This is a genomic window from Pyramidobacter sp. C12-8, from assembly GCF_002007215.1.
Classification (GTDB): Bacteria; Synergistota; Synergistia; order Synergistales; family Dethiosulfovibrionaceae; genus Pyramidobacter.
Genome location: NZ_MUHX01000023.1, coordinates 16787 through 42452 on the forward strand (window position 1 = coordinate 16787; position 25666 = coordinate 42452).

At 60.8% G+C, this 25666-nt stretch carries 27 protein-coding genes and 1 tRNA gene; 13 read left to right on the forward strand and 15 right to left on the reverse strand.

The annotated features are described in order from the left end of the window. Both B0D78_RS08960 and B0D78_RS08965 read right to left on the reverse strand, forming a co-directional pair. Positions 1–885: a MurR/RpiR family transcriptional regulator gene (locus tag B0D78_RS08960; protein WP_078016634.1), complete on the reverse strand. Its 885-nt coding sequence runs from the start codon at positions 883–885 to the stop codon at positions 1–3. After that, a complete protein-coding gene (locus tag B0D78_RS08965; protein ID WP_078016635.1) occupies positions 885–1199 on the reverse strand; it encodes a winged helix-turn-helix transcriptional regulator in 315 nt (104 codons plus the stop codon). The genes B0D78_RS08960 and B0D78_RS08965 overlap by 1 nt, the downstream gene beginning before the upstream one ends. 328 nt (positions 1200–1527) lie before the next feature. Here B0D78_RS08965 and B0D78_RS08970 point away from each other — a divergent pair, with 328 nt between their 5' ends. The 5 genes from B0D78_RS08970 to B0D78_RS08990 all read left to right on the forward strand — a co-directional run bounded on the left by B0D78_RS08970 (position 1528) and on the right by B0D78_RS08990 (position 6512). Beyond that, a complete protein-coding gene (locus B0D78_RS08970; protein WP_205948291.1) occupies positions 1528–2979 on the forward strand; it encodes an amidase in 1452 nt (483 codons plus the stop codon). A gap of 86 nt (positions 2980–3065) precedes the next feature. Next, positions 3066–3761: a DUF5058 family protein gene (locus tag B0D78_RS08975; RefSeq protein ID WP_078016637.1), complete on the forward strand. Its 696-nt coding sequence runs from the start codon at positions 3066–3068 to the stop codon at positions 3759–3761. A 13-nt stretch (positions 3762–3774) separates the two neighbouring features. Further along, entirely contained in the window at positions 3775–4431 is a 657-nt protein-coding gene (locus B0D78_RS08980; RefSeq protein ID WP_078016638.1) for a hypothetical protein, read from the forward strand. Positions 4432–4543: 112 nt separating this feature from the next. After that, positions 4544–5038: a pyridoxamine 5'-phosphate oxidase family protein gene (locus B0D78_RS08985; protein ID WP_240496150.1), complete on the forward strand. Its 495-nt coding sequence runs from the start codon at positions 4544–4546 to the stop codon at positions 5036–5038. A 124-nt stretch (positions 5039–5162) separates the two neighbouring features. After that, the gene (locus B0D78_RS08990; RefSeq protein WP_078016640.1) at positions 5163–6512 is read left to right on the forward strand and encodes a branched-chain amino acid transport system II carrier protein; all 1350 of its coding nucleotides are present in this window, start codon (positions 5163–5165) and stop codon (positions 6510–6512) included. A gap of 71 nt (positions 6513–6583) precedes the next feature. On the opposite strand, the gene B0D78_RS08995 is transcribed toward B0D78_RS08990, so the two are convergent. Then, on the reverse strand, positions 6584–7552 hold the full coding sequence (locus tag B0D78_RS08995; RefSeq protein WP_078016641.1) for a LysR family transcriptional regulator: 969 nt from the start codon (positions 7550–7552) through the stop codon (positions 6584–6586). A gap of 161 nt (positions 7553–7713) precedes the next feature. On the opposite strand from B0D78_RS08995, the gene B0D78_RS09000 reads away from it, so the two are divergent. The 5 genes from B0D78_RS09000 (at position 7714) to B0D78_RS09020 (ending at position 12560) form a co-directional block, all read left to right on the forward strand. After that, positions 7714–8439, forward strand: a complete 726-nt coding sequence (locus B0D78_RS09000) for an RraA family protein (protein WP_078016642.1) — start codon at positions 7714–7716, stop codon at positions 8437–8439. A gap of 30 nt (positions 8440–8469) precedes the next feature. After that, positions 8470–9465 carry a 2-hydroxyacid dehydrogenase gene (locus B0D78_RS09005; RefSeq protein ID WP_078016643.1) on the forward strand — a complete coding sequence of 332 codons (996 nt, stop codon included), beginning with the start codon at positions 8470–8472 and terminating at the stop codon, positions 9463–9465. A gap of 50 nt (positions 9466–9515) precedes the next feature. Then, the gene (locus B0D78_RS09010; RefSeq protein WP_168170077.1) at positions 9516–10478 is read left to right on the forward strand and encodes a tripartite tricarboxylate transporter substrate binding protein; all 963 of its coding nucleotides are present in this window, start codon (positions 9516–9518) and stop codon (positions 10476–10478) included. Positions 10479–10557: 79 nt separating this feature from the next. After that, on the forward strand, positions 10558–11037 hold the full coding sequence (locus B0D78_RS09015) for a tripartite tricarboxylate transporter TctB family protein (protein WP_078016645.1): 480 nt from the start codon (positions 10558–10560) through the stop codon (positions 11035–11037). 11 nt (positions 11038–11048) lie between these two features. Then, a complete protein-coding gene (locus tag B0D78_RS09020; protein WP_078016646.1) occupies positions 11049–12560 on the forward strand; it encodes a tripartite tricarboxylate transporter permease in 1512 nt (503 codons plus the stop codon). 100 nt (positions 12561–12660) lie between these two features. Here B0D78_RS09020 and B0D78_RS09025 read toward each other — a convergent pair whose 3' ends face one another. From B0D78_RS09025 to B0D78_RS09055, 7 genes are all read right to left on the reverse strand, one after another. After that, a complete protein-coding gene (locus B0D78_RS09025) occupies positions 12661–13494 on the reverse strand; it encodes a M55 family metallopeptidase (RefSeq protein ID WP_078016647.1) in 834 nt (277 codons plus the stop codon). A 142-nt stretch (positions 13495–13636) separates the two neighbouring features. Further along, positions 13637–15208, reverse strand: coding sequence for an ABC transporter substrate-binding protein (locus B0D78_RS09030; RefSeq protein WP_078016648.1), 1572 nt, complete (start codon positions 15206–15208; stop codon positions 13637–13639). An 82-nt stretch (positions 15209–15290) separates the two neighbouring features. Beyond that, positions 15291–16259, reverse strand: a complete 969-nt coding sequence (locus B0D78_RS09035; RefSeq protein ID WP_078016649.1) for an ABC transporter ATP-binding protein — start codon at positions 16257–16259, stop codon at positions 15291–15293. Continuing rightward, entirely contained in the window at positions 16246–17223 is a 978-nt protein-coding gene (locus tag B0D78_RS09040; protein ID WP_078016650.1) for an ABC transporter ATP-binding protein, read from the reverse strand. Before B0D78_RS09040 ends, B0D78_RS09035 begins: the two co-directional genes overlap by 14 nt. 6 nt (positions 17224–17229) lie before the next feature. Further along, positions 17230–18090, reverse strand: a complete 861-nt coding sequence (opp1C, locus tag B0D78_RS09045) for a nickel/cobalt ABC transporter permease (RefSeq protein WP_078016651.1) — start codon at positions 18088–18090, stop codon at positions 17230–17232. Beyond that, a complete protein-coding gene (locus B0D78_RS09050; RefSeq protein WP_078016652.1) occupies positions 18083–19000 on the reverse strand; it encodes an ABC transporter permease in 918 nt (305 codons plus the stop codon). Before B0D78_RS09050 ends, opp1C begins: the two co-directional genes overlap by 8 nt. Before the next feature lie 239 nt (positions 19001–19239). After that, complete coding sequence (locus B0D78_RS09055) at positions 19240–20190, reverse strand: LysR family transcriptional regulator (protein WP_078016653.1); 951 nt, start codon at positions 20188–20190, stop codon at positions 19240–19242. Between the two features lie 152 nt (positions 20191–20342). Between B0D78_RS09055 and B0D78_RS09060 the strand changes: the two genes are divergently transcribed. Then, positions 20343–21380, forward strand: a complete 1038-nt coding sequence (locus B0D78_RS09060) for a threonine aldolase family protein (protein WP_078016654.1) — start codon at positions 20343–20345, stop codon at positions 21378–21380. Positions 21381–21432: 52 nt separating this feature from the next. After that, positions 21433–22641 (forward strand): dicarboxylate/amino acid:cation symporter, encoded by a 1209-nt coding sequence (locus B0D78_RS09065; protein ID WP_240496151.1) that lies wholly within the window; start codon positions 21433–21435, stop codon positions 22639–22641. Positions 22642–22752: 111 nt separating this feature from the next. Here the strand turns inward: B0D78_RS09065 and B0D78_RS09070 are convergent. The 4 genes from B0D78_RS09070 to B0D78_RS12860 form a co-directional block, all read right to left on the reverse strand. Further along, a tRNA-Ser gene (locus tag B0D78_RS09070) sits at positions 22753–22838 on the reverse strand. A 64-nt stretch (positions 22839–22902) separates the two neighbouring features. Beyond that, on the reverse strand, positions 22903–23481 hold the full coding sequence (locus B0D78_RS09075) for a LysE family transporter (RefSeq protein ID WP_078016656.1): 579 nt from the start codon (positions 23479–23481) through the stop codon (positions 22903–22905). Between the two features lie 89 nt (positions 23482–23570). Continuing rightward, entirely contained in the window at positions 23571–24815 is a 1245-nt protein-coding gene (locus tag B0D78_RS09080) for an OmpP1/FadL family transporter (protein ID WP_078016657.1), read from the reverse strand. Between the two features lie 24 nt (positions 24816–24839). Continuing rightward, positions 24840–24980: a hypothetical protein gene (locus tag B0D78_RS12860; RefSeq protein ID WP_158606347.1), complete on the reverse strand. Its 141-nt coding sequence runs from the start codon at positions 24978–24980 to the stop codon at positions 24840–24842. Between the two features lie 178 nt (positions 24981–25158). Here B0D78_RS12860 and B0D78_RS13490 point away from each other — a divergent pair, with 178 nt between their 5' ends. Next, entirely contained in the window at positions 25159–25287 is a 129-nt protein-coding gene (locus tag B0D78_RS13490) for a hypothetical protein (RefSeq protein ID WP_255415987.1), read from the forward strand. Positions 25288–25373: 86 nt separating this feature from the next. Here the strand turns inward: B0D78_RS13490 and B0D78_RS12865 are convergent. Continuing rightward, a partial coding sequence (locus B0D78_RS12865) for a hypothetical protein (protein ID WP_205948293.1) occupies positions 25374–25666 on the reverse strand: 293 nt, incomplete at its 5' end.

A 25666-nucleotide genomic window follows, 5' to 3' on the forward strand; every position in this document is an offset into this window, starting at 1 on the left:
TTACGTGCGATGTTCCACGTGGAACATCGTTTGCCGCGTGTCCTTCGTGCGACGCCGCTCTTGCTTTTTGCCGCCGACTCGGCGGATCACCTCGCCCAGCAGCAGGTCGAAAAAATAGCCGACGGCGTACTTGCCGTAGATTTCGAGATAATTGTAGGCGTCGCTCCGCAGCGTCAGCGGGAACGTCAGATCATAGCTTCGCAGACAGTCGGTCGCCCCTTCGCGGGCCAACGCCCCCGGGCAGTAGAGAGCCGTCTTGAAGCCCGCGATTTTGTTCAGCTCGTCTTTGATAGCGGGAATCAGACAGCCGGCGGGTGATACAGTGATCAGGCACAGGTCGCTGCTCAATAGGCGCTCAATGATACTGCGATGAGTACAAATGTCATCTAAAATAAACAACGGTTTATTGAGAGCAATAGATTGGCTCTGGAATTCCTGCAGCACGAAAGAATAGGGACGCACGGCGAAAATGATGATACTGCGCGCGGCCGCCATCGCTTCGGCAAGACAGCGCAGGCGATTCCAATCCATTTTTTGGCCGACGCCCCAGACGTTCCTCAGGATCTCGTCGTAAAGCCGCCGCGGCTCATAGAGTCCGCGGCCGAAGTTGTCAAGCGCGATTTCGTATTGATTTTCTGGGATGTTCATTTTAGCTTTCCGTAGATCTGAGAAGTTATCAAATCCTAAGCTTCGACAGAAACGTTGTACAGTGGAGAATGAAGTATGGCATTGTACTACTAGGTCGCGCGTTTTCATGCGGTCGATCTCGTTGTAGTGGAGCAGCAGATACTGCGCCAGCTCCCAATTGGCTTCGTCGAGATCACTTCTGTGTTCGGCGTTGATGAGCTTCTGTTTGACCGAAAAGGATTTGCTGTCGTTATGCATCAGTCCGCCTCGTCGCCCCACGCGATCAACTGGCGCACCAGAGGCAGCGCGCTGCGTCCCAAGTCGGTCAGCGCGTATTCGGCGAAAAGCGCCGGCTCGCTGAGCTTGTGGCAACTGATAAAACCTTCCTGCTCCAGTTGGCGCAGGTAGCCGGTCAGCGTCACGCGCGACACTGCCGCGCAAAGCCGCCGCAGCTCGCCGAAACGGAGCGGCCGCTCGCCCAGCAGATAGACGACGTAGAACTTCCAGCGATGGGAAAGCAGATCCCAGGTGCGGTTGAACGTGATCTTTTCGGCAAAATCTTCCGGAATCATGAAATTCGCCTCATCTTCATAGGAATTCGTCTGCTGCGCCGGCCGTCAGAAAGTGACGCTTCCGCAGCCGTTTTCCGACGGACCGCCGGCGCTTTCTAAAGCGGCACGGTACGGATCCTCTTCCCTGAACGGCGGCGAAACGAAAAGTTTTTCCGCCTCTTTCCCGCGGCAGTACATCAGAATTCTAACATAGGCAAGATTTTTATCCCAGATTGATCGCAGCTGACGAAATTTATAAAATAACAGCCAGTTCAGTCCTTCATAAGTTCAGCAAAATTGTCTTATGGGAAGGAATTTTTCATGAAAACGCCAGAAAGGGGTAATTCTCGTGAGCAATACTGTTGTCGAAATGACGGCTGTGGATCTGTCCAAGGCCATCCACGCCAGGGAAGTTTCCTGCCGCGAGGTGATGGCTTCCTACCTTGATCACATCGACAAGACCAATCCCCGCGTCAACGCCATCGTCACCTGCGTCGACGGCGAGGCGCTGCTGGAACAGGCCGGTGAAAAGGACGCCGAGCTGGCATCCGGCAGGGACAACGGCTGGATGCAAGGCTTCCCGCAGGCCGTGAAGGATCTGGTTCCCACCAAGGGCATCCGCACCACCAAGGGATCGCTGCTTCTCAAGGACTGGATCCCCGACGCCGACGGCGCTGTCGTCACCGCGATGAAGCGCGACGGCGCCATCATCATCGGCAAAACCAACACGCCCGAGTTCGGCTACGGTTCCCAGTCCTACAACGAAGTGTTCGGCGCCACCGGCAATCCTTACGACGAGAACTGCAGCAGCGGCGGCTCGTCCGGCGGCGCAGCCTGCGCCGTCGCTTTGAGGATGCAGGCCGTGGCGGACGGCAGCGACTTCATGGGCTCGCTGCGCAATCCCGCCGGCTGGTGCAACATCGTCAGCCTGCGCCCATCCATCGGCGCCGTCCCCTCCGGCGGCACCGAACTGTTCACCAACTCCATGGCCACAAACGGGCCCATGGGGCGCACCGTGGCCGACGTGGCCCTGCTGTTCGCCACCATGGCCGGCTACGACGCCAAGTTCCCGCTGACCCGCGAGGCCGATCCGCGCGTAAAAGCGCTGACGCCGGCGAACGTGCGCGAGGCGCTGAAAAAGGATCAGAAGGGCGTTCGCGTGGCTTGGATCGGCGACTGGGGCGGCGCGCTGCCCACCGAGCCCGGCGTCTTGGAAACTTGCCGCGCGGCTGTGGAACGCATGAAGGACTTCGGCGCGGCGGTCGAGGACATCGAGCCCTTTTACAATATGAACGAGTTCTGGGAGACCATCTGGCTGCCCATCCGCCATTACTGCGCGTCCTCGCTGAAGCCGTGGTACGACAAATGCCGTCAGGACCTGATGAAGCCGGAGAGCCGCTGGGAGTACGAGGGTTCGCTGACCATGAGCGCCCAGGAGGTGTACCGCGCCTTCGAGAAGCGCACCGAGTTCTATCACGCCATGCTCAAGGTTTACGACGATTACGACTACATCGTCTCGCCCACCGCCTGCTGCTTCCCTTTCGACAAGAACGTTCACTGGCCTGAGACGATCGACGGCACGCCGATGCGCACCTATCACAATTGGATGGAGATCGTCACGCCGTGGACCATGGGCGGCAACGCCGTCTGCACGGTGCCGGCCGGATTCGGCGGCGCGAATCGCCTTTCCATCGGCCTGCAGCTGGTCGCCGCGCCGCACCGGGAGTTCGAGGCGCTGCAGTTCGCTTCGGCCTACGAAGCGGTTACCGGCTTCGTCGAGAAATTCCCGCCGAAATTCTAGTTTTTTTTCGCAGAAAGCGTTCCGGAACCGTTCGGCTCGTCCCGCGCTCTCAAAATTTTCGTTCCCGCCCAAGGAGGAGCTCTTTTATGGAAGAATTGTTGAAGATCGGCAACGCGGCGCCTTTCTGGGGGTGCGCCGCCATCAGCGTCAGCATCGTCGCGTTGCTGGCGCTCCGCTACGTGAAGCTGGGCTACAAGTTCGCCGGCAGCGTCGGCCTCGACAGGGCCGCCTGTAACCGCGCCTTCAAGAGCGGCATGATCTCCGCCACGGGCCCCGCTATCGCCCAGGTCATCGTCATTCTGGCCATGATTTCGGTCGTTGGCGGCCCCATCTCCTGGATCCGCCTGTCCATGATCGGCTCGGCCGCCACCGAGCTGACCGCTGCCCGCACCGGCGCCGCAGCCTGCGGCGTGGAACTGGGCGGCGCCGGCTACGGCCTGAATCAGATGGCCGTTTCCTGGTTCACGATGAGCGTGAACGGCTGCGGCTGGCTGCTGATGGTGTGGCTGTTCACCCACAGGATGGACAAAGTCAGCGACAAGATCGGCGGCACCGACAAGGCATGGCGCGCCATTCTTACCGCCACGGCGAGCATCGGCCTTTACAGTCACATGACCAGCCCTTATCTGGTCACGTTCAGCGGCCGCACCGTCGCCGCGATCATCGGCGCTGTCTCCATGTTCGTGCTGATTCAGCTCGGCAAAAAACATCCCTGGATCAAGGACTATTCGCTGGGCTTCGCCATCATCGCCGGCCTGATCTGCGGTTACTTCTTTATGTGAGGAGGCCGTTCACATGGATTTCAGAACGGAATGGAACAAATCGGTCGTTCGCGTCGGCCGCGTCACCATGCTCCTGGCAATCTGCTGCAGCTTCCTGCCCAATATCGTCCTCTCGCTGGCCTACGGCGCCGCGCCGAGCATCGGCGACCTGCTGGCCGGCTGGGGACAGATCGCCGCGGCCTATGGCGCGTTCTACGTCATCGAGCCGATCACTTACTACACCGTGCTTGGCACGGCCGGTTCCTACATGGGGATCCTCGCCGGTTCCATGGGACAGATGCGCGTCCCCGCCGCCGCCACCGCGCTTGACGTTACCAACAACGAGGCCGGTTCCGACAAGGGCGAGATCATCTCCACGATGGGCATCGCCGGTTCGATCGTCACCAACATCACGATCCTGACGATCTTCGTCGTCTTCGGCTACCAGATCCTGGGCGTCCTGCCTCAGACCGTCAAGAACGCGATCTCCAACCTGATTCTGCCGGCGCTGTTCGGCGCCGTGCTGATGCAGTTCGTGGTCAAGAAGCCCCGCATCGCCCTGTACGCGCTGCCGCTGGTGCTGCTGGTGCGCAAGTTCGTTCCGCTGCCCAGCTGGGGGTACATCCTCATCGCCGTGTTCGGCAACATGGTCATCTCCAAGTTCGCCTACAAGACCAAGTTCGTCAAGTAGGACCCGCGCCCCGATTCTGTGCGGCCGGCTGCGGAACTGCCTGTCGCCGCCGGCGCCGTTTCGTCAATTGATTCGTCTGGGGGGATCTTTATTGAGAAGAAAAGACCGCGAAGTGACGTCAGAAGCATGGATCCGCAAGGTCCTCGAAGAAGCCGAGATCCTTCATCTGGCGCTGATCGACCCGGCGGGGAAACCCTACTCGGTGCCGGTTCATTACGGCCTGGGCGACAACTGCCTTTACATCCACGGCGCCATGCAGGGGCGCACGGCGGAAACGATGCGGACGCACCCCGACGTGGCTTTTCACGTCGTCGCCGGCTACGAGCTGGTTCCCAGCCCCGTCAAGGCCGGCTATAAATGGGGCATCTACCGCAGCGTCATGGGCGAGGGAAAGGTGCGCGTCGTCACCGACTTGGGTGAAAAGCGCCGCGCCATCGACCTGCTCCACGCCCATTACGGTGACGTCAGGGAGAACTACTCCGTCGCCGACGCCAAACTGGAGAAAGTGGTCAACGTGCTGGCGATCGAGATCACGTCGCTGACGGGCAAGACCAAGGGTTATCCCAATCCCGACAATCCGCACGCCGTCGTCGTCAGGGAGGAATGAAGGGCGCGCGTCCGCGGGAATGAGATCTCTTTGCGCGGCGCTCCGAAAGGAGTTTTTCTCGGTCTGCTGCGGCTGCGTAAAAATTTTCGCCGGTATCTTCCATTGGAGCTGAATAAAGAGAATCATGAGAAAGAATCTCTCGCCGAAAGAGCTGCTGATCATGGGCGGCGGCCTGTTTTCCATGCATTTTGGGGCCATTTGCCTGCTCTATCCCGTCACCTGGGGGAACGACGCCGGTTCGGCCGTGTGGAGCGCATACCTGGGGATTTTCCTCTCCGGGATCGTCCTGCCCTTTTTGGGCTATGTGGCGCTGGTCAAAGGGCGCGGCAATTTCCTCGACATCGCGCGCCGCGCTTCGCCGGTGTTCGGGCTGTTCTTCGTCGCCGCGACGATCCTCGTGCTGGGGCCGTTCTTCGTTGTCCCCCGCGTCACTGCCGCGCTGTGGGCGGCCGTCCTGCAGCTGACGGGCTGGCGCCCCGTGGGAAAAACCGCTATCTTGCTGTTCAACGGCGCGTTCTACGCGGTGATCTACGTCTTCGTGGCCAGCAGCGGTAAAGTGGTCGAGCGCATCGGCCGCATTCTCTTCCCCGTGCTGATGGCGATCGTCGTCAGCGTCATCGTTCAAAGTATCGTTGCGCCGCTCTCGCCGTCGTGGGTCAAACCGAGTTTTGACGAAAATCCCGTCGTTCATGGGTTCCTTGCCGGCTATGCCGCCGGCGACCTGCAGTGCGCGCTCCTGTACGGGCTGGTGGTCGTCCGCGGCATCCATGACGCCGGCATCGCCGGCGAGGACGTCAACAGAAATTTGATCAAGATCGGCGTCATCGGTCTGGGACTGTTGGCGCTGGCGCACCTCGGCCACATGATCGCCGGCGCCAACATCGGCGGTACGATTCGTCTCAACCTTGCGGCCCTGTACGTGCAGATGGTCGTCGAACTGTGGGGGCCGGCGGGCGGCAGGGTCTTCCTGGTGGCGCTGGCCACGGCCTCGCTGACGGCCACGATCGGCATCACTTCGTCCACGGCCGGCATCTGGGAGAAAATTCTCGGCGGACGCGCGTCCTACCGCCAAATCTGTGCCGCCTCGTGCGTGATCAGCGGCCTGGTGTCTTCGACCGGTATCGACGCGATCGTCACCGTCGTCGGCCCTGTCCTCGACGCCTGTTATCCCGGCGCTATCGTCATCACGTTCTTTTACTGCTTCTGCCGGCACAACAACAGCCGCCGTAACCTCTTTGCGCTCAAGTGCGCCATGATCGCGGCCGCCGTCATGGGCGGCGCGGCGCTGCTGAACGTTTACGCCGGCCTGTTCCATCTCGACCTGCCTCGCTTTGCCAGTTTTTACGCCGCGCTGCCGCTGTCGGCCAGTTCGCTGGCGTGGATTCCCGCCTCGATCGCAGCCTACGCCGTCGCCTGGCTCGGCGCGGCTCACCGCAGCGGCGAGGTGAACGTCGACGGGCTGGAGATCGAGTGAAGCGTCTAAAAAAACGAGTCTGTCTCCGCCGCCGCGAGGGGGCGAGACAGACTCGTTTTTTTATGGACCGGTCATTTTTGCGCGCGGCGAATCACGGCGCCGACGGTCTGTGAGTACTCTTCGAAAACGGCCCGAGCGATCTGAATAAAGCCTTGCAGATAGCGGGGACGGAAGCTCTCCAGGCGGTAGGCCAGCTCGGTGTTTTTCTGCGGCAGTTCGGCGCGGACGGGCACGGCGTAAAGCTCGCCGGCGACGTCGGGGCGTCTCAAGGCGTCGTAGAGGATCATTTCGTAGACGAGGCCGATGCCGTGTTCCTGACGGCACAGGTTCAGCGCCAGATCGTGCCGGCTCGTCTCGAAAATGATGTTGGGATGGATGTCCTGCTTCTCGAAAAAGCGTTCCAGCGTGTAGCGCAGTCCGTTGCTGTGAGTGAACGTGATCAGCGGCATGCTGTCGATCTTCGTCAGATCGAAGCCGTGCGGATCGAGCAGCGCTTCGTGCCAGGCCGGCGGGGCTTTCGCCAGGAAGCGGCGGCTGAAGACGCAGAAGATGCGGTCCCGCATGAAGGTCAGCACCTGCATGTTGCTGTGCCGCGGCACGTTGACGCCGATATAGAGATCGATCTTTCCGTCCCGAAGCAGCTCGTCCAGTTCCGCGGTTGAAGCTTCCACGGTGGTGACGACGATGTTGGGAAATTGCCTGTGATACACGTCCCAGATGCGCGGCATGAACACGGCGCCGCGCGTGCCCGTCACGCCGACGCGCAGCGACCCCGTGCTGGCGCGCGAGGTGTCCGCCAGGGCAGCGACAAGCTGCTGCTCGGTGTGCAGGACTTTGCGCACGTACTCGACCATGCTGCGCCCCGCCGGCGTCAGGATCAGCCGCGGCTTGCGCTCGAAGAACGCGACGCCGTACTGGCGTTCCAATTTCTGGATGCTGGAGCTGAGCGACTGCTGCGTGATGTAGAGCCGCTCGGCTGCTTTGCGGAAATTCATCTCCTCGGCGGCGACCAGAAAATATTTCAAACTTCGCAAAGGCATCTCCCTTCCCTCCTTCTGACAGTCAAAAGCTGTGAGCCTCTCCCGCTTTTTTCTGTTTGATAAAAAAGTCGGAACCGTTTATCGTGATAAGCAAGATAAAAAGCATTTTCCTCAACAGTCCGGCCGGTTAATTTCCCGGCAATTTCAAAGGAGCGATTTTCATGAGCACAATCGGCAATCGGATCTTCAGCGAAGTCAGACGCCCGGGGCGCGATCTCGTCGAAGCCTTCAAGGGTATTCCTTCCAGCAATATCAACGACGAAATGAACCGCCTCTTTTGCATGCACGACTCCATGCGCCTCGTCAATCCCGATCACGCCGTGCAGCTGCTCGGTACGGCCGTCACGGTCAAGGTCCCCTCGGGCGACAACCTGTTCTTTCATCAGGCGCTCGACATGGCGCTCCCCGGCGACATTATCGTCGTGGACGGCGGTCACTGCAACAACCGTTCGCTGGCCGGAGAGATCATGCTCAAATTCGCCCAGTACAAGGGTCTTGCCGGCGTCGTCGTCGACGGCTGCCTGCGCGATCTCGACGCGCTGCGCGGGTTGTCCATGCCGGTCTACTGCGCCGGCATCACGCCGCAGGGGCCTTTCAAGAACGGCCCGGGCGAGATCAACGCGCCGATCGCCTGCGGCGGGCAGGTCGTATTCCCCGGCGACATCCTGGTCGGCGACATGGACGGCATCGTCGTGATCCACAAAGAGGACGCCGCGGAAATGGCGGCTGCCGCGCAGAAGAAAAAAGCTTCGGAGGACAAGACGTTCGCGCTGATGGACGGCGACTGGAAAGCGTACGCCGAAAAGCACGCCGCCACCACCAAAAAGCGCATGGAAGGCCATACTCCTGAAATTCTCGGCAGCTTCGCCGACAAATACGGCCTGTAAAGCGTCCGCTCCCGAAAGAAGCGCGATGTTATGAGTAAGGTCGTCATCGCCGGCAGAGTGCCGGATGCGGGCAGAAAAATCCTGTACGAACGCTGCGCCGGCCGCTACGACGTGGCAGAAGTCCTGAGCGGCGAGGATCTGGCGAGGCATCTGGACGGTACCTATTATATCCTGCGCGGCTTCCCGATGGGAGCGTCGGAAATCGAAAAACTCGGCGGCGACGCCCGACTGATCCACCGCTGGGGAGTCGGTTTCGACGCGGTCGATATCGAGGCGGCGGGGAAAAAAGGCATCACCGTCTCGATCTGCGCCGGCGTCAACTCGCAGCCCGTCGCCGAGCTGACCGTCATGCTGATGCTCGCCTCGCTGCGCCATCTGCCCGAGCTGATGAGCCGCGCTAAAGCGGGGCGCAAGGACAAGGAAGACATCATCGCGCGCTCGTGGCTGATCAGCGGCAAACGCGTCGGCCTCGTCGGCCTTGGCAGCATCGGCCGGCGTGTGGCCGCAGCCGTCGGCGGCATGGGCGCGGAAGTGACCTATTACGACCCTTGCCGCGCCGCGCCGGAGACCGAAAAGGAACTGGGCGTCGAATTTCTGCCGCTCGACGAACTTCTGAAGAGCAGCGACATCGTCAGCCTGCACATGCCTCTGCTCGATTCGACCCGGCACCTGATCGACGCAGCCGCCCTCGCCAAAATGAAACCATCGGCCCTGCTGGTCAACACCGCCCGCGGCGGCATCGTCGACACCGAAGCGCTGCTGAAGGCGCTGGCGGAAAAACGCCTTTTCGGCGCCGCGCTCGACACGATCGAGAACGAGCCGCTCCCCGCCGATCATCCGGCCTTCAGACTCGACAACCTGATCATCACCCCCCACGCCGGCGGCAACACGGAAGACAACAACCGCAACATGGCAGTCTACATCATGGACAACATCGACGCCATGGAAAGCGGCCGCGGACCGAACCCGCGCAGCGTCGTCAACCGGCAGTTCCTTGGCAGGCAGCGGATTTCCGATCCGCTCTGAAATGTTCACACCGCACCGGATCCTCAAAATTTTTTAGGAGGCGAATCATGATGAAAAAAAGTTCACGCATCGCAGGTATTGTGACGGCGCTGACCGTTCTGTTCTGCAGCGCCGCCGCGGCGGAAAACGGCTGGCCGACTAAACCGATCACGCTGGTATGCGGGTACAGCGCCGGCGGCAGTTCTGATCTCGGCTGCCGCTATCTGGCGGCGGCGCTTGAAAAGCAGCTGGGCGTGCCCGTCGTCGTCGAAAACCGTCCCGGCAGCGGCAGCTGGGTGGCGTGGAACCGTTTTCTCCACAACACGCCCGCCGACGGCAACACGTTCGCCCTCGTCAACCTGAGCGCCGTGTTCGGGCACTACGACGACAAGACGCCCCGCAAAGAGACCATCGACGACTTTGAGCTTCTTGCCAACCAGGCCATCGACTATCAGGTCATCGCCATCCGCCCCGACGAAAAGCGTTTCACGGATTATAAAAGCCTGCTCGAATACGCCAAGAGCAACGAACTCCTGACGGCAGCTTCCAGCACCGGCATCACCAGCGGCGAAGCGAGCGTGGCCCGCATGCTCGAAAAATTCCACGGCGCCAAAGTCAGCGTCGTGCCTGTCGGCGGAGCCGGCGACGCGAACACCATGTTCATCTCCGGCAACATCGATTTCCTGATCGGCAATGTCGGCGACGTCACGCTCAATCCAGAAAACTACAAGGTCATCGTCCTCTTTGCCAACGAGCGCGACGAGCAGCTGCCCGACGTGCCTACCGAAAAGGAACTGGGGCTGGGCGATTACGTCTCCTTCTCCGCGCGCGGCTACGCCTACATGAAGGGCGTCGATCCCGAGATCGTCGCGAAGATGACCCAGGCCGTCAGCGCCGCTATTCAAGACCCCGAGTGTCTCGAGAACATGCGCAAGATGGGCGTCAACGTCGAGCTCTATTCCGGCGACGCTTACAAGAAGCTGCTGAACGATCAGCTCGAGTGGAGATGCAGGATTTGGGACGTGAAGCGTTAATCCCGGTCTGATGAATTTTTTCGCGCCGCTGCCTTTTGCCGGTCAGCGGCGCTTTGAGTAAAACAAGGGGAGGTTTCTCATGAAACGACATCAGGACGTGATCATTGGCATCGTCATCCTGCTGTTCTGCGCCTTTTTCACGTGTTGTGCCCTGAGGATGGACATGGGACCGGCTCTGATGCCGCTCATTCTGCTCGCCTTTATGGCGGTATTGGGCCTCATCATCTTAGCCGACGGCATTCGAAAAACGCGCCGAGCAACGGCGGAGAACCCCGTCAGGCCTTTCGTGACCTGCGCTACGTTGAAAACGCCGCTGACCATGTTCGCTTTGATCGTTGTCTATGTTCTGCTGTTCCTCGCCGTTGGTTACTATGCCGCAACGATACTCTTTCTGATGGCGGCGATGCGTTTTCTCAAGCAGAAGAGTTGGCTGTTCATCGCGGTCACCACCGCCGGATTCGTGGCCTTCGCTTATTTCTTCCTCGTTCGTCAGCTGAACGTCTCCATCGACGAATTGGGCTGGCTCGGCAACTGGCTGCGGATGCGCGGCGGATTTTAGGAGGCGATCTCATGGAACTGGTAAGACAGGTCCTCGGTATGACCTTCGAGTGGGGGGCGCTGACGGGGCTGATCGTCGGCACCGTCGGCGGCATCGTCATCGGCGCTCTGCCCGGCTTCAGCGCATCCATGGGCGTGGCGCTGCTGATTCCCATCACCTACGGAATGTCGCCCGTCGCCGGGCTGATCATGCTGACGGCCGTCTATACGTCGGCCATTTACGGCGGCTCGATCACCGCCACGCTGTGCCACACGCCCGGCACGCCGGCTTCCGCCGCGACGGCGATCGATGGATACAAGCTGACCCAGCAGGGACGCGGCATGGAAGCCGTCGGCGTCTGCACGGTCGCTTCCATGATCGGCGGCGTCGTCGGCGCGCTGGCGCTGTTGTTCCTTTCGCCGCCGTTGGGGAAATTCTCCCTGCAATTTTCGGCGCTTGAGTACTGCATGCTGGCCATCTTCGGCGTCACGATCATCGCCTCCCTGGCTGGAGAATCGCTGTACAAGGGGCTGTTTTCGGGCATTCTCGGCCTGTTCCTCGGCACCGTCGGTCTGGATGCCATCACCGGCACGCCGCGTTTCACCTTCGGTTCCATCCAGCTCGAAGACGGCATCCAGTTCGTTCCCGCGCTGATCGGCATGTTCTCGATCTCGCAGGTCATGATCATCGCCGACGATGTCTTCAAGGGCAAGCATGCCATCGTCGACGAAAAGAGCATGACGGGGCGTATCCTGCCGCCCTGGAGCGAGTTCAAAGGGCTGATTCCGACCATCGCCCGTTCATCCGTCATCGGCACGATCATCGGTATCATTCCGACGGCCGGCGCCGGCGTTTCTTCATGGGTCTGTTACAGCCTCGGCAAAAAATTCTCCAAACATCCCGATAAATTCGGCAACGGCTCTCTCGAAGGGGTGGCCTCGTCCGAAGCCGGCAATAACGCCGCCACCGGCGGCGCGCTCGTTCCCCTGATCACGCTGGCTCTGCCCGGCAGCGCGGTGGCGGCCATCCTTCTCGGCGGCATGCTCATGCACGGACTCGTCCCGGGAGCTTCCATGTTCACCGAAAAGGCTCCCGTTACCTACACGATCATATTCGGTTATCTGCTTTCCAACGTTCTCATGGGGCTCATCGGTCTGGCTGTCGCCAAATACGTGGCCCGGGTCAGCACCATCCCGATGGGCGTGCTCGGTCCGCTTGTCGTCGCGCTCTCCGCCATCGGCACCTACGCGATCCGCAACAACATGTTCGACGTGTTCGTGATGCTTGCTTTCGGTCTGCTGGGGTATTTGCTGCGGCGGACGGGCTTCGCCACCGCGCCCCTCGTGCTGGGCATGGTGCTGGGCGAAATCGTCGAGAGCAATTGGCGCCGCGCGCTGATCATGTCCCGCGGCAATATGTTCAAATATTTCCTGAGCCGTCCTATCAGCCTTGCGCTGCTGGTCCTCATCGCGCTCTCCATGTTCACGCCGGTCCTGATGAATTACGTGAATAAAAAGTCGCGAGTTCAGGAAAAATCTGCCTGACCCCGTTGCGCATCCAAAAAAATTTCTGCCCGACCGTTGCGGCCGGGCAGAAATTTTTTGTGTCGAAGCTTGCAGACCAGTTTGCAGACGCCGAATCGAATCAGCTGTTGGCCGTGCTTGCCAGCCCGACGATCGCGCCGGTCCAGCGGCGCATTTCCGCCATGCCGCGGCCGCGGACGCGCACGGTGCGGCCGCCGAGGCGTTCGAGTGCGGGGATCTGAGTGGCCGCGTCGCACTGGGCCGTGGTGTGGAAAGTGACGCGCAGGTCGTAGCTGCCGTCGCCGATGTCGAAAAGCGGGATTTGGCGCGCTTTCAGGCGCTCGACGGCTTCCTTCGCCTTCGCCTTGATATAGCCGTAGGAGTCCTCCGGCGACAGGCAGTCCGCCGCCAGACGGCCCTTGGCGATTTTCACCCGCGCGTAGACGGGGGCCGCGCCGAGCTGCGCGCGGACTTCGCGCTCCAATGCGTCGTCGCCCTCGACCAGCGCCACCGGCAGACCGAAGGAGGAGGCGACGGCGGCGTTCAGCCCCAGTTCGCCCATCTCCACGCCGTTCAGTTCGATCGAATAGACCGTTCCGCCGGAGATGGTGTGGTCGAGCACGGCGACGGGGGTCCCGGCCATGGCGTGGTAGCCGATGAAGAAGACGCCGTCGCTTCCCGAGCAGCCTTCCATCATGCCCAGGGGCTTGGGCGTGCCGCTGAGCAGGCGCACGCGGCTGCCGAGGCCGTCGATGTCGACGTTGATCTTGCGCCCGTGCGCGTCGTTGACCAGCACTTCGTCGGCGCCGGCTTCCAGCGCGCCTTCGGCGGCGGCGCGCACGTCGTGCAGTTCCATCTTGCAGCCGAAAGCGTATTCGGGACGTCCGTTCATGGTCTGATGAACGTCGGTCACGCCGGTGCAGCCTTCCATATCGGCGCTGATGTAAATTTTCATGGGGCGATCAGATTCCTTTCACGGGATTTTTGTTCGTCACGAGGGGCGCGGCGGCGACAACAAAGGGACTGAGGGCGGAAAAGGCCGGCCTCAGTCCCGCTTTCGCGCCTGGATCCGCGCGCTTCCGTTTTTTGCGAGCCGTTTATTCCACGTAGGTCAAGTGATTCACCATGACGAAGTTGATCGGATAAATGTCGAGGTTCTTCACTTCCCTGCGGACGGCGTACAGGTTCTTGATGGAATAGATCGGGATGCGGGGCTGATCGGCGACCAGCTGTTCTTCGATCTTTTCGTAAGCGGCCTTGCGCAGGGCGTTGTCGGATTCGCGCATGCCGTCTTTGATGCCCTGATCGACGATCTCGTTGCGATAGAAGCTCTGGTTCTGTCCCGTCGGAGGCACCAGCCAGGAAGCCAGCAGCGGACGGTACACCCAGTCGGCGTCGCCGGTGGAGGGGCTCCAGCCCATCATGAAGATCTGCGCCTTGTTTTTCTCTTCGGGCAATTCGATGCGGGAGTTCAACGTCACCCAGTCCATGGCCTGGAGCTTGATCTCCATGCCCACGGCACGGGCGAAACCGATGTAAGCCTCGGGGATGATGGCGCTTTTGCTGGAGGTCCACAGTTCGACGCTCAGGCGCTTGCCCTCGGCGTTCGTGCGGATGCCGTCTTCGCCGATCTTGTCCCAGCCGGCTTCCGAGAGCAGCTTTTTGGACAGTTCGGGATCGTAGGCGATCATGTTGTTCTGGCCGGCAGCGCAGTTGATCATCGGGGAGATGATGCTGTAAGCGGGAACGGCGTTGCCGTGCAGGATCTTGTCGCAGATGCCCTGGCGGTCGACGCTGTGGCTCAGGCCCCGGCGCACGCGCACGTCGCCGAGGATCGCGTCGCTGGTGTTGACGACGAGCGTGTAAACGGTGATGTTGGGGAAGATGCGCATCTCCACGTCGTCGCGGGTTTTCAGCCGCTCCACGTCGTTGGTATCGACGGCCTGGGCCACGTGGGCCTCGCCGGTCTCGACGAGCATGGCGCGCGTCGAAGCCTCGGGCGCGAACTTGTAGATCAGGCCGCTCAGCTTGGGCTTGCCCTGCCAGTAATCCTCGAACGCGGACATCTTCACGTAGTCGCCGGGTTCCCACTCCTCGAACTTGAAGGGGCCGGTGCCGGAGGGCTGGCGCTTGATCCTGGCGTTTTTGGCGGGATCCTTGACGTAGCTGGGGTCGAGGATCAGGCCGGCGGTGTGGGCCAGATTGTTGAGGAAGGGGCCGAAGGGCTGCTTGAGGTCGAACGCCACGGTGTATTCGTCGACGACGCGCACTTCCTTGATGATGGGCTGGTAGAGGGACGTTCTCTTGTAGCGCCCGTTCAGGATGCGGTCGAAGTTGACTTTGACCGCATCGGCGTTGAAGGGCGCGCCGCTGTGGAAGATGACGCCTTCGCGGAGTTTGAACGTCCAGGTCAGCCGGTCTTCGGAAATTTCCCAACTCTTGGCCAGCTTGGGCACGACGTCCAGCGACATATTGAAATCGACGAGCCCTTCGTAGATCTTGCGGTTCAGGTCTTCGGACGGCGTGTCGGTGATGTCCTGCGGGTCGAGGGAAATGATTTCCGCCGACTTGACGATCGTCAGGACGTCCTTGTCCAGAGCCAGAACCGGTCCGGCGGCGAGCAGAGCCGCCCCCGCGAGCGCGAGCAGCGCGGTACGGTAAAACTTCATACGGCATTCCTCCTTAAAAAATTCATCCCTTGCGGGGATTCCCTTCCGCCGCAAAAACGGCGGAAAACATCGAAACGGCTCGCTAAACCTGATGGCACGCGAGCCAGTGTCCGGCGTTCACTTCTCTCCATTGCGGCCGCACCCGGCGGCATTCGTCGGTCGCCTGCGGACAGCGCGTGTTGAAGCGGCATCCGGCCGGCGGGTCGATCGGGCTGGGGATGTCTCCTTTGATGATCTTGTCGGAAATGTCCTCGCCGGTGACGTAGGGTTTGGGAATGCTGCGCAGCAGCGCCTGCGTGTACGGATGCAGCGGGTTGCGGAACATTTCCTGCCGGTCGCAGAATTCCATCAGGCTGCCGAGATACATCACGGCGATGCGGTGGCTGATGTGACGGATCACCGAGAGATTGTGGCTGATGAACAGATACGAAAGATGTCTCTTCTTCTGTATATCCTTGAACAGGTTGAGGATCTGCGCCTGCACGGAGACGTCGAGCGCCGAAGTCGGCTCGTCGAGGACGATGAACTTGGGAGACGAGATCAGCGCCCGGGCGATGGCGATGCGCTGGCGCTGGCCGCCGGAGAATTCGTGCGGATAGCGCGTCATGTGCTCGACCTTGAGCCCCACTTCCTGCATGCCGTTCAGAACCAGATCGCGCACTTCGTCTTTTTTCAGCTCGGGACGCTGCACTTTCAGCACGCGGCCGATGATGTCGCCGACGATCATGCGCGGGTTCAGCGAAGCGAAGGGATTTTGGAAGACCATCTGCGCCCGGCTGCGGAACTCGCGTTCTTCCCGCGGCGAAAGGCCAAGGATCGACCGTCCCCGGTACAGGATCTCGCCCGACGTCGGCGCAAGCAAACGCAGCAGCATGTTGCCCACGGTGGATTTGCCGCTGCCCGACTCGCCGACCAGTCCCAGCGTCTCGCCCTCGGGAATGGAGAAGGAAACGCCGTCCACGGCCTTGACGTGTCCTGCGACCGAATGGAAGAGCACGCCCTTCAGAATCGGGAAGTACATGTGAAGATCTTTGACTTCAACGATATTCATAGCAGGCCACCTCATGTCCTTCCTCCGCTTCCACGGCCGCCGGCCGCGCCAGAGCGCAGCGCTTCGTCGCGAGCGAGCAGCGGGCGCGGAACTTGCAGCCTTCCGGCAGATGCAGCAGATTGGGCAGCGCGCCGGGAATGACTTCCAGATATTCCTGCGCCTGATCGAGACGGGGAATAGCTCCCAGCAATCCCTGCGTGTAAGGGTGAAGCGGATGTTCGAAGATCTGGCGGACCGTGCCGTATTCGATGATGCTGCCGGCGTACATGACGGCTACCTTCTGCGCCATCGTGGCGATCACGCCGAGGTCGTGGGAGATCAGCATGATGCTGCTGCCGAAATCCTTCTGCAAATCTTTTATCAGCGACAGGATCTGAGCCTGAATGGAGACGTCGAGCGCCGTCGTCGGCTCGTCCGCGATCAGCATCCGAGGGTTGCACGACAGCGCCATGGCGATCATGACGCGCTGTTTCATGCCGCCCGAAAACTGGTGCGGATAGCGCTTCATCGACTTTTCGGGATCGGGGATATTGACTTTTTTGAATATCTCCGCCGCGCGAGCGTGGATCTGCGCCGCGCTCATATCGGGATTGTGGACGCGGATCGCCTCTTCCACCTGACGCCCTACCGTGAAGACGGGGTTCAGCGAGCTCATCGGATCCTGAAAGATCATGGCGATATCCTTGCCGCGGATCTGGCGCATCCGTTCCGGCGTCGCCTGCGCGAGGTCCTCGCCCTCGAACAGGATTTTGCCGCCGATGATCTTTCCCGGCGGCGACGGGATCAAACGCATGATGCAGGCCGAGGTCACCGACTTGCCGCAGCCCGTCTCGCCGACGAGGCCGAGGATCTCGCCGCGGCCGACGCTGAAACTGACGTTTTCCAGCGCCTTGACGATCCCTTCTTCCGTGTAGAACCACGCGTTCAGATTTTCGACGCGAAGCAGAGTTTTATCGTCAGTCATGGCGGATTACTCCTTCAAACGGGGATTCAACGCGTCCTGAAGCCCGTCTCCGAAGAAGTTGAAGCCGAGGACGACGATCATGATCGTCACGCCGGGAATGATCGCGACGTGAGGGGCGGAACGCAGGTACACCCGGGCGGCGGAAAGCATCGTTCCCCATTCGGGGGACGGCGGCTGTACCCCCAGCCCGAGAAAGCCCAGCCCTGCGGCCGTCAGCAGCACCGTCGCCATGCGCATCGTCGTCTGCACGATGATCGGCGAGATGGCGTTGGGCAGGACGTAGCGGAACAGGATCGACAGATCGTTCTCGCCGATCGCCCGCGCCGCCGTCACGTAATCGTTTTTCTTGACGCTGATCACCGCGCCGCGCGCTACGCGCGAAAATCCCGGCACCGAGTTGATGCCGATGGCGACGATCAGATTCGTCAGACTCGGCCCGAGGATGGCGACGATCGCCAGTGCCAGCAGAATGCCCGGAAAAGCCATCATGACGTCCATCAGGCGCATGACGATCTCGTCGACCTTGCCGCCGAAGTAGCCGCTGGCCGAACCGAGGAACGTCCCCACCGCCAGCGAAATCATCACCGCCCAGAACTGGATCACCAGCGAGACGCGGGCGCCGTAAAGCAGACGGCTGAGGATGTCGCGCCCGAACTCGTCGCAGCCCAGCCAGTGGGCCATACAGGGACGGAGATAGGAAAGGTTCAGATCCTGAAAGTAAGGATCGTACGGAGCCAGCCACGGGCCGCAGAGAGCCAGAAACAGATACACGCCGACGATGACCAGCCCCGCGACCGCCGTCTTGCTCCGGCGCAGACGGCGCCATACCAGCGCCGCGTGAGTTTGCGTTCTTCCCCGACTATTCATAGCGGATCCTCGGATCGAGAAAAGCGTAGAGGATGTCGACCAGAAGATTGGCCCCTACGTAGATAAAAGCCACCACCAGCAGCGTCGCCTGCACCACGGGATAGTCGCGCCCCAGAATCGAATCGACCAGCAGGCGCCCCACCCCCGGCCAGGCGAAGACCGATTCGGTGAGAACGGCCCCCGTCAGCAGCGAGCCGATCTGCATGCCGATCACGGTCACCGTGGGGATCATGGCGTTGCGCAGCGCGTGCAGATACACGACGACGCGCTCCGTCAGCCCCTTGGCGCGGGCCGTTGTGACGTAATCCTGGCGCAGCACGTCCATCATCGTCGAACGGGTCATGCGCGCGATGATCCCCGCCGAGCCCGTGCCCAGCACGACGGAAGGAAGGACAATGTGCCGCACGCCGCCCATGCCCGCGGCCGGCAGCCAGCCCAGCTCGACGGCGAACAGCATGACCAGCATGATCGCCAGCCAGAAGGCCGGCATCGAAACGCCGATCAGCGCCAGCGACGTGGAAAGATAATCGATCCACGAATACCGCCGCACCGCCGAGAGAATTCCCGCCAGCACCCCCAGAGCGACCGCGAGCAGCATCGCCGCCCCGGCGAGAACCGCCGTGTTCTTCAGCCGCGATGCGATCAGGCCGATCGCGGGAACCTCATATTTCATCGATTCAAGCGAACCGTCGAAAACTCCCTTGACAAACCGTACATACTGAACGGGCAGAGGATCGTCCAAACCGAATCGGTCACGGATCAGCTGCACGTCCTCGATCGTCGCGTCGGGACCGGCAAGCAGCAGTGCCGGATCGCCCGGAGTCAGGTGCATAATGAGAAACGCGACAATGGAGACGCCGATCATGACGGGGACGGACATCACAAGCCTGCGAAGAATATACTTCCCCATGGTGTTTCACTTTCCCCTTTCGTAAAGATTGGATCGCCGCGTGGTCCTTCCCCATCATCTCCTCGTCCGCTTTCATTGAAAAACGCTTTTGTACGGCGTCTTTTCCTGAATGATTTTATATTTCTTAGATCAAAGTATAGAGACTGTCATAATTTTTTTCAAGCATATCTTCAAAGCGGTCTTGAAAAATCGTATACATTTTTTCTGTCCCAAAAACGTCGCGCCGCACGCGGAAAAAACTATTTTTCGCTCCATTCCAGGTCCAGCAGCATCCGCTCGAAGCTCTTCATGGCCGAAGTGAAATAGGCGCCGCGGCTGCTGCTGAGGAAGGCGTCGCGTTCCGCATAGCGGCTGTCGAGCTTGTAAAAATACAGCGCCTCGCAATCGGGCCTCTGCACGAGCCGGTTGCTCAGGATCGTCGCGCCCAGTCCGAGGCGGGCGAAGTTGAAGGATTCAGCCGACTGTTCCACCTCGAGAACTATCGGCGGATCGACGCCGCGTTCGCGGAAGAGGATGTCGGTGTATTGGCGAAGGTAATTCTGATTGCTGAGAAGGAGAAACGGCACCCCGGTGAAAGAGTCCAGACGCACCGATCGCGCCGCGGGAACGGAGAAGACCGCGTCGCCCAGTTCGTCCGGCGCAAGCCGTTTGCCATAAAGCGTTTCATTGACGCCGAACGATTTCGGTACGGCGAGGATCAGGCACTCGCGATAGCACACTTTCTGCTCGTACTTTTTGCCGTCGTAAGGACGGTTGGTGATCACGAAGTCCAGTTCGCCGGAATCGAGCAGATGCTTGGCCTGCATTGTATTCAAATTGCGGACCTGCAGCTCGATCTGCGGATACCGGCGGTGGAAATCCGCCAGACGTTCCGTCACGAAATAGGAGATGCCGAGATTGCTGCCGCCGACCGCCAGCCGGCCGCTTTGCAGCGTCCCTTCTTTCTCGACGAACTCGCGCAGCCGTCGTTCCAGTCCGCGCAGCTGTTCCAGCGCCTGGATGTATTCCACCCCGAACGGCGTCAGCGTCACGGGCACGGTCTGGCGGTTGAAGATGGGCAGTCCCAGTTCGGCTTCCGCCTTTTTGACGGTGATCGAGAGCGACGGCTGGGTGATGAACAGTTTGTCCGCCGCTTTGCTGAAGCTTCGTTCGCGGTAAACGGCATAGATATAGTCGGCGTACTGAAACATGACGCGGCCTCCTTATTCTGAGGTAATGTCCATTTATCATTTATTTTTATCTATGATGATATTCTAACATTTATATTGGATTATATCAGACAGCTGACATTTAATAGCAGTGCAAGAACAAATTTTCACGATCGAAAAGAGGCTGGCGCACAATGATCGATTTAAGAAGCGATACGCTTACGCTCCCGGACCGCCCCATGCTGGAGACGATCCTGTCGGCGCCGTTGGGCGACGACGGACGGCTGGACGCGGAAGGACGCGGCGAAGACGCAACGGTCAACAAACTGGAGGACATGGCGGCCTCTCTCACGGGCAAGGAGGCCGCTCTGTTCTGCGCCTCCGGCACGATGGGCAACCAGGCCGCCCTGCTAACCTGGTGCCGTCCCGGCGACACCGTGCTGGTCGACGAGCTGCAGCACCTCGACCGCAGCGAAAAAACCGCCTTCGAGCCGCGCTTCGGGCAGATGGAAAAAGCTTTTTACAAATTCGACGCCGACGGCATGCCCGACCCGGCCGACATGGAGCGAACGCTCAGGGAAAAACCCGTCAAGCTGATCTGCGTCGAGAACTCCCACAATTACACCGGCGGGACCTGTATCACGCCGGAACGCATGGCCGCCGTCCGCCGCCTGGCCGATAAATACGGCGTGCCGGTCCACATGGACGGCGCGCGCGTTTTCAACGCCGCCGCGTATCTCGGCGTTTCCGTGAAGGAACTGGCCCAATACGCCGACACGCTCATGTTCTGCGTCTCCAAAGGGCTGGGAGCGCCCGTGGGATCCCTTCTCTGCGGGCCGAAAGACTTCATCGGGAAAGCCAAGGACACCCGCAAGCTGCTCGGCGGCGCCATGCGTCAGGCCGGCGTTGTCGCCGCGCCCGCCATCTACGCGCTGGAGCACAATATAGAGCGTCTGAGGGAAGACAACGAAAACGCCGCGTACTGCGCTTCGCTGCTGACCGGGCTGAAAAAGACGCTCGTGCAGAAAAACGTGCAGACCAACATCATGATGCTCGACGTCAAAGACGCCGGCGTCACGCCTCGGGAATTCTGCGAGCGCGCCAGGGAAAAGGGGCTGCTGATCCGCCCCATCATCAACACCTCGGTGCGGCTCGTCTTTTACAAGGGCATCACGCGCCGCGACGCGGAACGGGCCGCGGCTATCATCCGCGAAATCGACGCGGCGCTTTGACCATATTCGAAAGGGGCACAACACAGTGATTATCGGCGGCAAGAAGATCTCTTTGACGACACAGGTTTTCGTGGCTATGATCCTCGGTTCCGTCGCCGGACTCGTGGGCGGCAAGACCATGGTCCAGCTCGGCTTCATCGGCGACATCTGGCTCAACTGCATCAAGATGATCGTGGTCCCCATGGTGCTCTGCACGATCGTGACCGGCATCACCTCGCAGGACAGCCTCGCCTCGCTGCGCCGCGTCAGCGCGCGCATCATCGCCTATTACGTGGTCACCACCGTGCTGGCCTGCGCGGTCGGCCTGGCCGTGGCGACGCTGCTCCAGCCCGGAAAGTTCGCTAACTTCGCCGGCATGGCCTCGCAGCAGATCAAGGGCGGCGTCGACATCACCTTCGCCGGCTTCCTCAAAGGACTGTTTTCCACCAACATGATCAAGACGTTCGCCGACGGCAACATCGTGCAGACGCTGGTCATCGCCATCCTGCTCGGCGTCGCCATCCTGCGCATCAAAGATCCCGAACGCAAGGCGACGATGAAAAAGTGCTTCGACGGCTTCAGCAGCATGGTCTTCTCGCTGATCGGCATGGTCATGGACGTGTCGCCCGTCGGCGTGTTCTTCCTCATGGGCAACTCCTTCGGCAAGTACGGCGCCGGCATTTTCACCTCCATGGCCGTGCTCGTAGGGACCTACTACGCCGCCTGCTTCGCCCACGTCGTTTTCGTGTACGGCGGCTTCCTCCTGACCTTCAAGCCTCACATGAACCCCTTCCGGTTCATCAAGGAGAGCGCCGACGTGTGGATCTACACCATCTCCACGTGCAGCTCCATCGCCACGATCCCCGTCAACATCAAGACCGCCGAGGAAAAATTCGGCATTCCGGAGCGCGTTTCCGGCTTCACCATCCCCCTCGGCTCGCAGATGAACTCCGACGGCTCCGTGCTGCTCTACGCCTGCGTCATCCTCTTCATCAGCCAGATGATCGGCCAGCCCATGTCGATGCCGCAGCTGCTGAACGCCGTGTTCATCTCCACCATCCTCTCCATGGGCGGCGCGGGGATCCCCGGCAGCGGCATCGTCAAGCTGATGGTCGTCGTCCAGTCCGTGGGACTGCCCATCGAAGTCGTCGGCATCATCGCCGCGTTCTACCGCCTCTTCGACATGGGCACCACGACGAACAACTGTCTCGGCGACCTCGTCGGTACCATTATCGTCGGCACAGCCGAAAAAAAGTACAACGCGGAGAAACAGAGAGCCTAGAAGATTTTCACATAGAAAACGTCGAGAGACAGAGAGAAAAAATCGCGGCCGGTCATCGAAGAGCGTTGGCTCAACGACGACCGGCCGCGATTTTTTGCATGAAATTTCCGGTGGCGGAGGGGAAGAGATTCGAACTCCCGGAGCTTGCGCTCAACAGTTTTCAAGACTGCCGCCTTAGACCGCTCGGCCACCCCTCCGCGAAGTGACAGCGGCATTATAGCACGCGCCCCGGCGATTGGCAAAACGTGGAACGGCCTGTTTCTACAGATACAGCGACAGCGCGCAGTAGGCGAGGAGCAGGGCCATGACGGCGTTTGCGGCGCGTTCGTGGCGGCGCAGGGCGCGGCTGAACACGGCGCCGAAAGCGGCCCAGCAGTTGACCGAGACGAAGGCCGTGCCCGCCAGTCCGAGTGCGAAAAGGCCCAGCGTCAGTACGGAGCGGGTATAGGGCAGCACAAAAGTCGACATAGTGGTGACGGCAAAAATAATTACTTTGACGTTAACGAGCTGGAGCAGCACGCCCGACAGAAAAGCGTTGTCGGCGGCGGACGTTTCTTCACCGCCGGATCGGCTGGTCAGCGTCTTCCAGGCCATCCAGAGGATGTATGCGGCGCCGAGAGCCAGCATGTAAGGCTGAGCGGCGGGGATATAATCCAGCAGCGTGGCGCTGAACAAAGCCGCCAGCAGCTGCACGGTGAAGAAGCCGCAGAAGATCCCCAGGCGGTAGCGCAGCGAGGCGCCGAAGCCGTAGCGGCCGGCGTTGGACATCGAGGAGATGTTGTTCGGCCCGGGCGTGAAGGTGGAGACAAGGACATAACTGAGAAAGGGGAACCAGTTCATGGAGATCGCTCCTTCGGAAAGGGGATAAAGGGAAAGGGCAGAGGCTTTTCAGCTTCCGCCCTTGAATTATATCCGTTTGCAGACGAAAATCACAGATCGATGCGCGCGCCGATCGAAACGATGTGGGCGTCGCAGCCGCGCGTGAAGGCGTCTTCGTGATTTTCGCCGGCGTTGTTGATGCGTTTGTCGCCGACGTCCATGTAGCCGTAGCCGAGCGAATACTCGACGTTTTTGACGCGGCAGCTGGCGCCGACGGTATAGGTGCGGCGCGTGCCGGTGGGCACCATGAAATCGGCGTCGTCGGGATCGCAGGAAGAGCAGTCGTCGTAGACGAAGCCGGCGCGGATCGTCCACTTGTCGTTGATCTTGTGCTCGACGCCGAACTGGTAGCGCCATCCGTTACGCCAGTTTTTTTCTTCATAATAAGGATAGTTCGAGATCCCCCCAAGATAAGGGCGATACGGCGGCGGCACGGCGACGTTGATGGTCAGGTCTTCATAGGAGCTCCACATGGTTTTGACGGCGTTGAACTCGACGCGCGTGCGGTCGCTGAACTTGTAGCCGACGCCGAAAGTATAGCTTTCGGGCAGATGGATCGATCCCTGCCCCCGCGTGGCGATCTGCCCCAGCCTGCTGTACAGGTTCACGTCGCCCTCGACCGTCTGCTTGACTTCGGAACGGTACAGCGCCGCCAGCGAGAGCCGGGGCGTCGCCTGCCAGCTCAGGCCGACGTTCCAGCCTGCGCTCCAGCTGTCTCCGTCGAGGTCGATCGGCGTCTCGCCGCCGAGGCGGGTCGACTTGTCAAGCTTCAGCCCGGCGTACATCAGTTCCGCGCCCACGGACATCGACAGGGACGGCGCGAGCTTCCAGGCCACGTTGGGGGCGAAGGAAACCGACAGGAACTCGATGCTGCGGTTGCTGAAACGGCCGTACCAGCCCGGATCGTAGGAGGCCTTCAGCCCGAAACGGGGATAAACGCCGACGCCGAACCAGGCGTTGGGCTGAATTTTACGCGCGTAAAAGAAGGCGGGCACGTAGGCCGGATTGTTCTTGTTGTGCTGCGTCTTGAAGACGTTATCGCCGCCGTCGAGAAAGTCGGCGGAGCCGCGCGGCGCGATGTAGGTGACGGCGCCGGAAAAGCTGCCCTTCTCGTCGAACTGCGTGATCGCCGCCGGATTGTAAGCGATCAGCGAAGCTTCGTCGCCGAACATCATCGCGCCGGCCATGCCCACGCCGCGGGCGCTCCACTCGTACACCGCAAAACCGTCCGCATAAGCGGGCGCCGCCAAAAGCGCCGCCGAAAGCGCCAGCGCAGCCGTTTTTCTCATACTCATACACTAACTCCTGCCCCTCGTCTCTTATGTCGTGCCCGCCGCGATCGCTTCGTCTCCGTCGGGATCGGCCAGCGAAAGGCCGATCCCGATCGAGGCCGCAACATCCCGGCGATCGTCCCGCGGCCTTTTGCGCGGGTCCTCTCTGGCGGCGTTTTCCCCCTGCACGCTTCAAAGTTGCCGCCGCCCGGTCCGATCGGGGAAACGACCCGTTCGAAAAAAGAAAAGCGGATCCGCTTTTGCACATGCGCATAATTTTATCTTTTCTTATCCTCGGCGACAAGCGCAAAAGAGAGGCATGGGCCCCGGATATCGCGTCGTTTTTTTATGAACTGTATCGCCGTTTATGAGAGGAAAAATCGTACTCGCCAAATTGAAGGCGCTGATCTTCGATCAGTTCCAGTCCGGCTCCTGCGTTTCGGGCGAAAAGGTCGGCCAGGCGTGGAACGCCGGCAAGGGATTCATGAAGAAATAACCGCCCTCCCGAACAACGTCAAGAGCCTGCGCCCGGATCGTCAGCAGCGATCCGGGCGCAGGCTCTTTTTTACTCAGCGCGGAGGGCTATTCCTTCGGCGCGCTTCCTGCGCGCCGAAGCAGGCCAAGGAGGCCGCCCAGAGGTTTTTTCGTTTCTTCGGCGGGGGAAAGCGGGGCATCCTTCGTCGCCTGGCGGCCCGCCTTTTCGGATTCGAGCTGCCGGGTCAGCGCGGCGATTTGGGCTTGGGCGGCGGCAAGCTCTTTGTCGGACTCGGCCGCGGCGGCTTTCGCGGCTTCGTCGGCCTTCGCGGCCGCGGCCTTTTCGGCTTCGATCCGTCCGTTCAGTTCGGCCACGGAGGCTTTTGCCGCTGCGAGCGCCG